Origin of the sequence: Mycobacterium sp. SMC-15 (assembly GCF_045310925.1) — a bacterium.
Taxonomy (GTDB): domain Bacteria; phylum Actinomycetota; class Actinomycetes; order Mycobacteriales; family Mycobacteriaceae; genus Mycobacterium.
The window spans coordinates 316,029-327,453 of record NZ_JBJIAJ010000003.1; the positions used below are offsets into that span (position 1 = coordinate 316,029).

Here is an 11,425-nt window from a genome sequence, read left to right on the forward strand (position 1 = left end):
CCGCGCTGCGAAATTGCGGGGCGCTCAGGCCCAGCTGGAGCCCACCGAGGCGTCGGTGTTGGCCATGTTGTTGCCGGCCGACTGCACCTTCTGACCGTGGCTGTTGGCCTGCTCGTAGATCACCGCGAAGTTGCGACCCAACTGCGCCACAAACTCCTGGCACGCCACCGAACCAGCACCACCCCAAAAATCACCGGCAGCCAGCACATCGTGCACGATCGCCTGATGCTCAGCCTCCAACGAAGCAGCCTGCGCACGAATCAACGCACCGTGGGCATCCACATCACCGAACTGGTAATTGATCGACATGTTCGTGTTTCTCCCTCTGCCTAGCTGCCCGACAGGATCTGCTGCGACGCAGCTTCCTGCTGCTCGTAGTGGTTCGCGTCCCGAATCAGCCCATCACGCACACCGTGCAGCATGGTCACGATGTTGCGAAACGCGGTCTGCATCTGACCCATGGTGTCCATCGAGGTCCGCTCCGCCAGACCACCCCAGCCCGCACCGGAGATGTTCGTCGAGGACGCCCACATCCGACGAGCCTCGTCCTCCACCGTCTGCGCGTGCACATCAAAACGGCCCGCCATCGAACGCATCGCGTCCGGATCAGTCATAAAACGTGTTGCCACTGCACTGTCTCCTTGTCTGAAGTTCGTTGTTTCTGATTGTTTTTCGTAGTTGACGGGTTATTGCCGCCGGTTACGTCGGTAACCGACGACCGGCTTTGAACGAATGAATGGTTCCCCTTCCATCAGCCCGTAGCCGGTAATGCGGTTGGCTCCGATCAGCCCGCCGCGGCAGCGTTGGCTGCCTCGGTGGCGGCGTAGGAGGTCGCACTGCTGTTGAGAGTGGCCACGAACATCTCGTGGATCGCCGCAGCCTGCGCGCTGACCTGCTGGTACATCGTCGCGTGCGCAGCGAACTGCGCCGCGGTCAGTGCCGAGACCTCGTCAGCAGCGGCCGGGACCACGCCGGTGGTCGGGGCGGCAGCGGCGGCGTTCTGCGCGTTCAACGCCGAACCGATACCGCTGAGATTCGCAGCGGCAGCTGACAACGCTTCTGGCTGCGCATTCACAAACGACATTCGAGTCCCTCCTCATCGATCGCGGTCAGCAATCTCTCCGCTGTCGATCGTAAGGGCTCAAAGTGCCCGGGAGTAGCCACAACGCCGAGTGTTCACCTGCCGATAACAAGTGTTCATCTGGGGTAACAATCCGGCAGCGGCGACCAGGCCGCTGGGCCCTTGAAATGGCTCCAAACTGGAAAAACACAGCGCTGCTATTTCCAGCACCGTCGGCGGCCGCGCACTGCTGTGAAACCTGCCGTCACGACGCCCCGATTAAAATCCTGCCGCGATTAATTCGCAGTCCCATGACGGGCTGTGACAGCGCCAGCAACCACCGTGAAGCTGTTGTAGGCGTCACAGTGGTTGCTGGAGTCCGGTCAGCCGGCCGGGGTGGCGGCGCGCTCTTGCGCCGGCGCCCGCCGCAGCTCGGTGGCGGCGACCTGAACGAACACACCGGTGTCCTCGGCCATCAGCAGGCCACGACCGCGAGGCAGCGGGCCGCCCTTCATCTTGCCGCGGATGAAGCCCTCGTCCGGGTCGGCGTCCATCACCAACAGTGGTGCGTTGGCCTGGTGCAGTGCCCGGAGCAGCGGGTCGGCACCCGCCGACGACCAGCCGCCGAAGGTGCGGGTGGCGATCACGTGCAGACCGACGTCTGCCGAGCGCGTGACCCAGGGCGCAGCCTTCTGGAACGGCGAGTCGAAGCCGGGCGGGAACTGCTGGATGTCGTCGATGATCAAGAAGATCTCCGGCCCACTCCACCAGGTCCGCGACAGCAGCTCTTCGGCCGACAGTCCTGGCGGAGGTTCACGGTTTGCCAGCGTGGTGGCCAACTCGTTGACCAGCGCCACGGCGCCATCCATGTTGTAGGCGAACTTCTCCACGTAGTCCGACCCCAGCGTGGTCAACAGCTGACGACGTGGGTCGATCAGCCACACCTGCGCCGACGGCCGACCGTCCGGGCTGGGCGCGGGCGCGCTGCTGGATCCGGGCGCGTAGAGCCGCTCGATCTCGCTCATGATGGTGGCCAGCGTGGTGGTGCGACCGCACTCGCGACGCCCGGTCACCATCAGGTGGCCGTTTTCGGCGAAGTTCAGGTAGACCGGCTGCAGGTCGAGTTCGGAGATCGCCCAGGCGATACCGCCCGCTCCCACTCCTTCGCGGCGGTCGTTGGCCGCGACCGCACGCACCTCTTCCAGCCCGAACCGCGCCGGCAGACGCCGCACCGGGCGCACCCGACCCACCGCCAGCTGGCTCACCGCCGCCGCGACGCTGTCGGACTCGAACACCTTGCCGCCGGTGTCGGCCATCGCGGGCCGGGCGATCAGGGTGTGCAGACCGGACTGGGGATCGCTGTCGAGGCGTACGTAGTTGACCGCGACCATGCCGCGCCCCGGCTTCACCGGGACATCCTTGGCGAACCGGGAGCGCACCAGCTTGGCGTCCTCGACCGCGGCCAGACGCAGCTCGACCCGGGATCCGAAACCGCTTCGCACCGGCGGGCGCAGCTCCGATTCGCGGTCGGCGGTCACGATCACGTGCACACCGAACGACGGCCCCTGGTTGATGATCTGGTTGACCTGCTCGACGAGCACCTCGTTGTCCTCCGAGAGCGCCCGGTAGTTGTCGACCACCAAGTAGACGTCGCCGAAACCGTCGTTGGGCACCGTGCCCGGCGCACCCTCGAACTTCCGCCGGCGGAAGACGTCCATCGACGCAACGTCGTTCTCCAGGAAGCTGCGCTTGCGGGTTCGCACCAGCGCCAGCAGCTCGGCCACCGTGCGGCGCACTCCGTCGGGGTCGGTCGGACCACAGACGCTGCCCACGTGCGGCAGTCCGGCGACCGTGGTCAGCGAGGTGCCGCTGTAGGCCAGGCAGTAGAACTGGACCTGCTCAGGGGTGTGGGTCAACGCCGCCGAGCAGATCAGCGTCTGCAGTGCGGTCGTCTTGCCCGAACCACCGGCGCCCAGGATCAGCACATTGGCGCCCGGACCGGAGGTGTCCACCGTCCACGGCGGCTGATCGTGCTTGAAGGGCCGGTCGATGACCCCGATCGGGAACACCAGGTCGCGCCGGGTGCCGTAGTCCTGCTGCCACGGGTGACCCAGGTAGCGGTTGACCAGGTCCTCCACGGTCACCGGGGTGTCCAGCGGCGGCTGCCACAGCCGGTAGGGCTCGAAGTCGATCTGGCGCAGCTGGTCGATGATGACCGTGCCGACCTTGGGCGTCCGGATGAAGTCCTCTTCCTCGGCGGGCTCACCGGCCGCTGGCGCGGGTTTGGTGTCGATCGCCGGGATCTCGTCGGGCGCCTCGATCTCGGGCGTGCTGACGCTGACCTCGAGCGGAGTGAACTCGGTGGTGAACAGCTGCGGGCGGATGTAGTCGACGGAATGCGTCAACGGCATCTGGTCGTCGTCGAGCATTCCGCCCCGGTGGTAGTCGCGCCACAGGAACTCGGCCTGGAAACGGATGACCTCTTCGCCGCTCTTGCGGAAGTAGCCGAGACCGGCCTTGGCCGGCAGGTTCACCGCATTGGGCACGCCGGCTGCCTGCGCGGCGCCGGCGGTCTGCGCCTTGAGCACCAGCCGGTAGCCCATGTTCTCCATCAGCTTCTCGGCGCGGCTCTCGATGGTCTGCGAGGCCATCATCAGGTGCACCCAGTAGGCGCGGCCCTGCCGGCCGATCGAGTCCAACACCTCCACCGCGGTGGGCATGATGCGGAACCACTCATAGAACTCGTCGATGACGACGACCAGCATCGGCAACGGCGGCAGGCTGTCGTCCCCGCGCGCCCGCATCCGGGACCGGATCTCGTTGTACTCCTTGGCGCCGTCGACACCGGCGTTGTCGCACATGGTCTTTCGCCGGGCGATCTCACCCCACATGGCTTCCAGGAAGCGCTCCATGAGGGCCTGGTCGTCTTCCAGGTCGGTGATGATCCGCGACACGTGCGGCACCCCGGCGAACGGCTTGACCGCCGATCCACCCTTGAGGTCGGCCAGCACGAACTGCAGCTCGTCCGGCGGGTGAGCCAGCAGCAGCGACTCGATCACCGTGCGCACCAGGGTCGACTTACCCGAACCGGTGGTGCCGGACATGACGCCGTGCGGCCCGTCGCCGCCCTCGTCGAGGGACTTCATGTCCAAAAACAGCAGTTCGCCGTTGTCGGAACGGGTTCCGAACGGAATCCGCAACCGGCCCCGGCTGCCCGCATCGCGCCGGGTCGCCCACAGCTCTTCGAAGTCGATCCGCCCGGCGTCGTCGATCCCGTAGTAGGCCATGATGTCGCGCGCACCGATGTGGTGCGTCACCTTCTGGCCGATCTCCTCGTAGGCCGCCGCGAGGCGCCAATGCGCCAACCGCTGCCCGAACTGTTCGGCGTCGGTCGGGCTGACCTGGTCCGCGAGGGCGAAGAACCACTCGTTGTCGTCGATGACCATCCACGTGTCGCGGTCCCGCGGCAGGGCGTTGATGATGCCCTTGTCGTCGAGGCGCAGCACCCGCTGCGAAACGCCCCGCCACTCCGGGGCGCCGGTCAGGTCGAAGAACGTCACACCGTCGATGCCCTCGGTGGTGTTGACGTACTCCCACTGCGGGTCCAGGCCGTCGACGATGATCAGGTGGTGCGGCGTCGGGGTCTCCGCCGACGAGCTGGCGTGGCGCGGCATGAACGATCCACGCCCGGAGAACAGTTCGGCGTGTTCGGTGGCGAAGTCCTGCACCGAGCCGTAGACCATCCGGGCGTTGCCCGCGGCGTCCTGGCGGCGCGGGTCGCCGAAGTGCGGCATCCACTTGACCCAGTCCCACTGCGCCACATCCGACGTCACCACGACCATGCGCAGATGGTCAGGCCCGTGCGAGAAGGCCAGTTGGCAGATGATCGCGCGCATCAGCCCGAGCACTTGCTCGCGGTCACCGACCAGCGAGTACCAGGGCTCGACCAGCAGCGAGATCATCTTCGGCAGGTTGTAGACCACGCTCTGGTAGCGCCCGAACTCCTGCAGCGCCTTGCCGGTCACCGGTTCTAGCTCGATGTCGGTGGGCATGTTCTGCGGCTCACCCCAGGTGACCTCCGGCCGGGTCATCCCCACCCCGACCCGGGCCAGGCCGAAGTTGAGGTCCTTGCCGTTGGGCTGGCGCTCCCACATGCGCGACGACCCGACCGCGGCGGCCAGGGTGGACGGCGCCGGGTGGTACCACCGGTAGTTGGCGTCCATGCTGTCCGCGGACTCCGCCGCCGACTCGCGCAGCCGGTCCAGCATGAGCATGAACTGGGCGCGCATCGCGTCGAGCTTGGGCCGGCTCAGCTGCTGGGCGCCGCCGCCGAAGCGGCCGCCGAACATCATCATCGCGACGCCGCCGATCATGAAGATCGGGAAGATCGAGCCGGCCCCCAGGAACATCCGGGAACCGCTGGCCACGGTCATCGCGACCATGCCCACCAGCAGGCCGACCACCAGCACGCCGACCACCACCAGCCACCACGGCTTGCCTTCCGGCGGCGGGACGCTCAGCGGCGTCGGCAATACGATGTTCTCCGGTTTGACCACCGGCGCGCGTTCCGGCGTCGGCCGGGCGTATCCACGTTTCACTTGGGCACCGCCAATTCTGCTGGGCTCATATCGGTTGGCAGAGTGTCGTGACGTACCAGCGCATCCTGGCGAGACAGGGTCGGGCCGTGCGCCAGCAGGCGCAGCGCCACCGACGGCGCCAGTGCCGGTTCGCCGACCAGGCCCAGCGCCTTGCGCTCGTCGTCGCCGGGGATCCCGAATCGCACGCCCGACGCGGAGATCCACCACAACGATTCGCGCGTCGAGGCATCCGGGTCGTTGCCGGTCACCGCGACGAAGTTTCCGTAGCCCGAACCGAAGTAGACCCGGTCGGCCTCCGGCACGTTGGTGTCGTTGGTCTTGACCAGCGACACCACCCGGTTCATCTGCTTCTGCGACACCGGAATCGTGGGGCCCGACACCACCTGCACCCGGGCCCGGCTGTCACCGGTGGAACGCTCCCACCACCAGCACGTGGAGGGGTTCTCCTTGATGTCGACGACCTGCAGCGGCCCCTCGGGGTAAGCCGACAGGTCCAGTCCGGTGACCACCGGCATCTTCGCCAGATCCTGCGGCGTCACCACCGCGGGGGCACCGCCTCCGGTGGCCCCGGCGTTCTGCAGGATGCGGGCCACCACCGGCGACACCGTTTGCACGCCGTTCATCAGGACAACCGAATACTGTTGCGGCCCAGCCAACTGCGGTGTGGTGAACACCATTCCCACCGGACCGGGGGCATTCGGGAAGGCCGGCGGGTGACCGGCATCCGGCACGAACGGCACGGCCAGTTCCGGACCCACCGGCAACGCGTCGAACAGTGCCTGACTCATCGGGCGAGCGTGGTCGACCTGCTCGGGGGTCAATCCCAGCGGCAGCAGCACCGCCCGGTCGGCCGCGTCGATGCGCGAGCGGCGGCCCTGGCGAACCACCCAGGAGTCATTGCCGTAGCGCAGCACCACCGCGTCGGGCCCGTCCAGCACCCGGCGGCGGGAGTTGAGCTCCGGGGCGCCGTCGATCACCGTCACGGTCACCGGCGACGGCGCACCGACGCCCTGAACGTTGGCGACGGTGTCGCAGATCAGCCACGACGACGTGGAGGGTGTGGTCGGCAGGATGTCCGAGGGCGCACCGGGAATTCCGACGAGCGGGCCGTGCGGCTGCTCGGCGATCTGAGTGGAGCGCACCTTGTGCGGGTTGTCTGCCCGGCCGGCGATCAGTCGAGCCGAGGCCAAATTCAGTGCCGGATATATGGTGTCGCCGACCCGCACATACAGGGCGCCGGAATCACGGTCGGCAATGATGGGCGATTCGTTCATCTGGCCCGACGGACTCAAAAACGACCACAGCAGCGCACCGAGACAGACGACGGCTCCCGCCGACACCGAGGCCACCACGGCCAGCGACTGGCGCCGGCCGGGCTCTACTTCCATCCGAACCTGCCAGCGGGTCAACGCCATCGCGGTCCGTCGCGCCAGGAATTGGTACCCGGTCATCTGGGTACGCGTCGACAGCCCAAGGCCGTAACCGGGTCCCCGCTGTTCGTCAGCCACGGCGCGCCCCAGCCCCCGCCCGCAGCATTGGCAGTACTGCCGAATTACGGCGCGGTGCCGGTCCCCTATAGGTCGTCATCTACCCCTGCCTGGTCACAAGTTTCTCCACTGCGCATGCTAGCTGTGTCGCGCTAGGACTGCCCGCAGTGCAGATTGCAATCTGATGGCGATGGCGAAACGCACTTCGCCCGTTCTGCCTCGAATTATGACCGCGCTAGATGAACGGTCTGTAAAGCGCGAGATCCGCGTGAGTTCACTTCTGCCCTGCACAGCGAAATGCGGCGGTTTGCCTACCGAAATAATCGCCTCGATCGCACGATCGTGCCGGTCGGCGCCCCAGCACACGCCAGCCGGCGGCACGGTGGCCGTCGACCATCGCCGAAATCCGCACTTGCGTTACCTGAGTTTCCTGTCAGAAGCCTGCGTATCTGATGTCAGAGTATCGGGACACGAGCCTTTTCGCGCTACCGTCGAAAAGTGACCACGATTGATGGACAGGGTGCTGAAGGGCAGCTCGACCCGCGGGGTCCCGCGACCTCACCAGCAACGAAAGAGACAACTCACCCAGTCAGCTACTCCGCTGACGTCGTCGACGTCGAGTTGGAGCTGGAACAGGGGTACCGGGCAGAGATTCACAAAAACCACAACGAGACCGTCGACGTCGAGACCTACGGTGGCGGTTTCGACCTCAGCCGGCGCGCGGTCGCCCCGCATCTGCGTGTCGGCAAGGACAAGTGGTTCAACCTGCTCTGGCTGATCCCTATCGGCTTCGTCGGGCTGATAGCGATGATCGCGATCGGCAAGGGCATTCGGCACATGCCCGGCGTGGAGGATTTCATCGCCACCTACCCGGGCAGCAGTCCGTCCACCGAGGTCGCCGGCGGCCTACCGGCCTGGGCCGGGTGGACCCACTTCTTCAACCTGTTCATGATGATCTTCATCATCCGGGCCGGCATCCAGATTCTCTGCGACCACCCGCGGCTGTACTTCAGCCGCAACTCCACCCCCGGTAAGGACGAGTGGCTGCGAGTGGGGCCGCCGGTTCCAGACGACCCGTACTGGACGGCCAACGCCGACACCGTCGCCCTGCCGGCGCAGTTCGGTCTGCCGGGCTTCCGGCACTCGATCGGGCTGGCGCGGTGGTGGCACATGGGGCTGGGCGTGTTGTGGCTGCTCAACGGCGCGGTCTTCTATGTCCTGCTGTTCACCACCGGTCAGTGGCGCCGCATCGTCCCGACCAGCTGGGATGTCGTTCCGCACGCCGCCTCGGTGATGATCCAGTACGCGTCGCTGGACTGGCCGGACGACCACACCTGGACCAACTACAACGCGCTGCAGCTGATCTCCTACTTCGTCACGGTGTTCGTGGCCGCGCCCGCCGCGCTGATCACGGCGCTGGGCATGTCCCCGGCGCTGTCACAGCGGCTGGGGCTGATCAGCAAGCACATGCGACTGAACCTGCAGATCGCCCGGTCCCTGCACTTCGTGGTGCTGGTCTACTTCCTGATGTTCATCCTGGTGCACGTCACCATGGTGTTCGCGACCGACGCCTTCGACAATCTCAACCACATGTTCGCCGCTCGCGGTTGCGCTGAGGGTGCGGGCCCGGAATGCCACAGCCCAATCGGCTTCTATGTCTTCTGCGTGGCGGCGGTGGTGTGCATCATCGGCTGGATTGCCGCCACTCCGCTCACCCTGCGCTACCCGCGGGTTGTGCAGAAGATCGGCTACGCCCTGATCGGGCCGTTCCAGCGCGCCCTGGAGCATCTCGACCCCGAGCCGGGGACTTTCACCGAGGCCGACATCTCACCGTTCCACTGGCGCAACGGCCGGCTGCCCGAGACCGTCGAGTACAAGGAATACGAGGCAAACGACTTCAAGGACTGGCGGCTCAAGGTCTACGGCCTGGTCGAGAACCCGATGGAGTTCTCCCTGGAGGATCTCAAGGCTCTTCCGTACCACGACCAGATCACCCAGCACATGTGCGTGCAGGCCTGGTCCGGCGTGGCCAAGTGGGGCGGAGTGTCGATGTCGACCATCATGGACATCGTCAAGCCGCTTCCCCAGGCCAAATGGGCGATCTTCTACTCGATGGGCCTGGGCGCCACCGGCGGCATTTTCTACAACGCACACCCGGTCGACCAGATGTGGCACCACATGTCGATGCTGGCCTACAACATGAACGACCAGCCGCTGCCCTACATGCACGGCCGGCCGCTGCGACTGCGCAACGAGCTGCAGCACGGCTACAAGCTGGTGAAATGGATCAAGGGCATCGAGTTCGTGGAGAGCTACAAAGAGATCGGCAGCGGACACGGCGGCTACAGCGAAGACCACAAGTTCTTCGGACGCCATCAGACGATCTGAGCCGAACCCAGGGAAAGCCCGCTCGCGCGGCCTGACAGGAACACCTGTCAGGCCGCGCCGCATCTGCGGAAGTTACGACGGCCAGCAGCCCGGCCTGACGTTGGCGACGGCTAGTCCGCCAAAGCCACCCGCGCGTCGTAGGGTGACATGAGGCAACTGAACAACGGGGAGAATCCATGCGCAATCGCGGAATCGGAAAGTCAGTCCTGTCGGTGGTGGCCGTCGGGCTCACAGTGGGCGCGGTGGCGACCGCCTGCGGCGGCTGCGACAGTGATTCCGAGGAGGACAGCTACGGCGAGGTCACCCAGGCACCCGCGTCGCCGGCGCCGCTGGCGCCGACCCCGCCCGCGGACAGCGGCGCCGACGAGTCCGGCCCCACCACGTTGCCGGATGCACCGCTCACCAGCGCCGCCCCGGTAGTCGAACCCACCGCAAAGCAGGCTCCGGCGGCTCCCGCAGCGCCGCGGGCCCCGTCTGCGCCGGCAGTCCCGGCCATCCCCGCGATTCCGGCAATCCCGGCGATTCCGGCAATCCCGGCCATTCCGGCCATCCCCGCAATCCCCTACCCGTAGGGGTCGCACCGGCGAGCGGTCAGATACCGGTCCAGGCGGAGTCCAGCTGCTCGGCCACGTCGATGATCTGCGCCCGCTGAGACTGCGGGCTGTCGATCTCGGCAGCCACGTAGTGCGCGATGAATCGGCGGATCTCGCCATCGACTCCGGCGAAGATCCGCAGCAGCTCGCCGCGGATGGACGTCGACGACACCTCGACGGTGATGTCGGAAGACCGTGGTTTGGGCACGTCAATGATCAGCAGCAGCGGTTCGGCGGCTCGCGCGGTGGCATGCAGGGCGATGTCGCCGGCCACGGTGAACCGTTGCTTGTCCAGCCGCAGATCGATGAGCAGGTCGATCTCCAGCGGAATGTGGATCGCGAACGTCAGCAGGTCGCCCAGACCGCGTGCCACCCGGGGCTCTTGGACCCGCACCTTCGCGGTGACCTTGGCGATGCCGCCCGGACCCTGCCGCATCGCGGGCATCTCGAACTCGTCGCCGGCGATGACGGCGAACGCAGCTGCCACTCGTTCTTCGGTGACCGCGACCTCGAAGAACTTGCGCCCGAAGTCTTCGTAAGTCAGGTAAGTGTGGTTCTGCATAGGTTGATACGGTCTCACGTCCCCGTCGCCGACGGGCGCTGATCTGACTGCGCGTCGCTGTCTGCGCAGTCCACCACACCGCGGTCGGTCAGATGCTCGATGAGCGGCGTCACGCCGGCCGCCAAGTGCTCGGCCATCGCGGTACGGGCCAGCGTCTGATCGTGTGCCGCCAGCGCGGCGAGCACCCGCCGGTGATCGGCCATGGACCGCTCCGGCCACCCGGCGATACCCGGGAAAACGGCCTCGGGCGCATACCGTGTTATCTGCGACATCATTTGGGCCAGCTTGGTCGAGGCGGCGGCCACATTGATCGCCCGGTGGAAATCGTGGTTGAGCCGAACTGTCCGCTCTTCGTCGTCTCCGGCGTAGGCCTGTTCCAGCCGGGACTGAATCTCATTGAGCTCACTCAACTGCTCCTCGGTGATACCGGCGGCAGCCCGCGCCGCCAGCTCACCGCCGACGAACGCCTGGACCTCGGCGACATCAGCCAGGTCACGCCTGGTGACCGGCAACACCACGAACCCGCGGTGCGGCTGCTGGTCGAGCAGACCTTCACCGCGCAGCTCGAACAGCGCCTCCCGCACCGGGGTGACACTGATGCCCAATTCCGTTGCCAGTTGGTCTAATCGGACGTACTCCCCCGCGGCGTAACCGCCGTCGAAGATCCGCTGGCGCACGTATCGCGCGACGGCTTCCGCCAATTGCGGCCGGGTGCTGAAGTCGGGGGCGGACATGGT

Annotated in this window: 9 protein-coding genes; 2 read left to right on the forward strand and 7 right to left on the reverse strand. The window is 66.5% G+C overall.

All coding sequences use genetic code 11. The features are described from left to right. Window positions 1-24: 24 nt before the first annotated feature. The 5 genes from ACJH71_RS06510 to eccB all read right to left on the reverse strand — a co-directional run bounded on the left by ACJH71_RS06510 (window position 25) and on the right by eccB (window position 7,166). The gene (locus tag ACJH71_RS06510) at window positions 25-309 is read right to left on the reverse strand and encodes a WXG100 family type VII secretion target (RefSeq protein WP_047317298.1); all 285 of its coding nucleotides are present in this window, start codon (window positions 307-309) and stop codon (window positions 25-27) included. 20 nt (window positions 310-329) lie between these two features. Continuing rightward, a complete protein-coding gene (locus ACJH71_RS06515; protein ID WP_406757185.1) occupies window positions 330-629 on the reverse strand; it encodes a WXG100 family type VII secretion target in 300 nt (99 codons plus the stop codon). 155 nt (window positions 630-784) lie between these two features. Continuing rightward, the gene (locus ACJH71_RS06520; RefSeq protein WP_046283697.1) at window positions 785-1,084 is read right to left on the reverse strand and encodes a PE family protein; all 300 of its coding nucleotides are present in this window, start codon (window positions 1,082-1,084) and stop codon (window positions 785-787) included. A gap of 359 nt (window positions 1,085-1,443) precedes the next feature. Beyond that, a complete protein-coding gene (eccCa, locus tag ACJH71_RS06525; protein ID WP_406757186.1) occupies window positions 1,444-5,658 on the reverse strand; it encodes a type VII secretion protein EccCa in 4,215 nt (1,404 codons plus the stop codon). Next, entirely contained in the window at window positions 5,655-7,166 is a 1,512-nt protein-coding gene (gene eccB, locus ACJH71_RS06530; protein ID WP_406757187.1) for a type VII secretion protein EccB, read from the reverse strand. Before eccB ends, eccCa begins: the two co-directional genes overlap by 4 nt. Window positions 7,167-7,766: 600 nt before the next feature. On the opposite strand from eccB, the gene ACJH71_RS06535 reads away from it, so the two are divergent. Both ACJH71_RS06535 and ACJH71_RS06540 read left to right on the forward strand, forming a co-directional pair. Beyond that, on the forward strand, window positions 7,767-9,533 hold the full coding sequence (locus ACJH71_RS06535) for a molybdopterin-dependent oxidoreductase (protein WP_406757276.1): 1,767 nt from the start codon (window positions 7,767-7,769) through the stop codon (window positions 9,531-9,533). A gap of 176 nt (window positions 9,534-9,709) precedes the next feature. Continuing rightward, window positions 9,710-10,105: a hypothetical protein gene (locus tag ACJH71_RS06540; RefSeq protein WP_406757188.1), complete on the forward strand. Its 396-nt coding sequence runs from the start codon at window positions 9,710-9,712 to the stop codon at window positions 10,103-10,105. Between the two features lie 19 nt (window positions 10,106-10,124). On the opposite strand, the gene ACJH71_RS06545 is transcribed toward ACJH71_RS06540, so the two are convergent. Beyond that, window positions 10,125-10,688 carry a hypothetical protein gene (locus ACJH71_RS06545; RefSeq protein ID WP_406757189.1) on the reverse strand — a complete coding sequence of 188 codons (564 nt, stop codon included), beginning with the start codon at window positions 10,686-10,688 and terminating at the stop codon, window positions 10,125-10,127. Window positions 10,689-10,702: 14 nt separating this feature from the next. Further along, window positions 10,703-11,422, reverse strand: coding sequence for a GntR family transcriptional regulator (locus ACJH71_RS06550; RefSeq protein ID WP_406757190.1), 720 nt, complete (start codon window positions 11,420-11,422; stop codon window positions 10,703-10,705). Window positions 11,423-11,425: the final 3 nt, after the last annotated feature.

Bases quoted from the DNA above. Each gene is read 5' to 3' on its own strand.
- ACJH71_RS06510 (WP_047317298.1), bottom strand. From the start codon at position 309: ATGTCGATCAATTACCAGTTCGGTGATGTGGATGCCCACGGTGCGTTG.
- ACJH71_RS06520 (WP_046283697.1), bottom strand. From the start codon at position 1,084: ATGTCGTTTGTGAATGCGCAGCCAGAAGCGTTGTCAGCTGCCGCTGCG.
- ACJH71_RS06540 (WP_406757188.1), top strand. From the start codon at position 9,710: ATGCGCAATCGCGGAATCGGAAAGTCAGTCCTGTCGGTGGTGGCCGTC.
- ACJH71_RS06545 (WP_406757189.1), bottom strand. From the start codon at position 10,688: ATGCAGAACCACACTTACCTGACTTACGAAGACTTCGGGCGCAAGTTC.
- ACJH71_RS06550 (WP_406757190.1), bottom strand. From the start codon at position 11,422: ATGTCCGCCCCCGACTTCAGCACCCGGCCGCAATTGGCGGAAGCCGTC.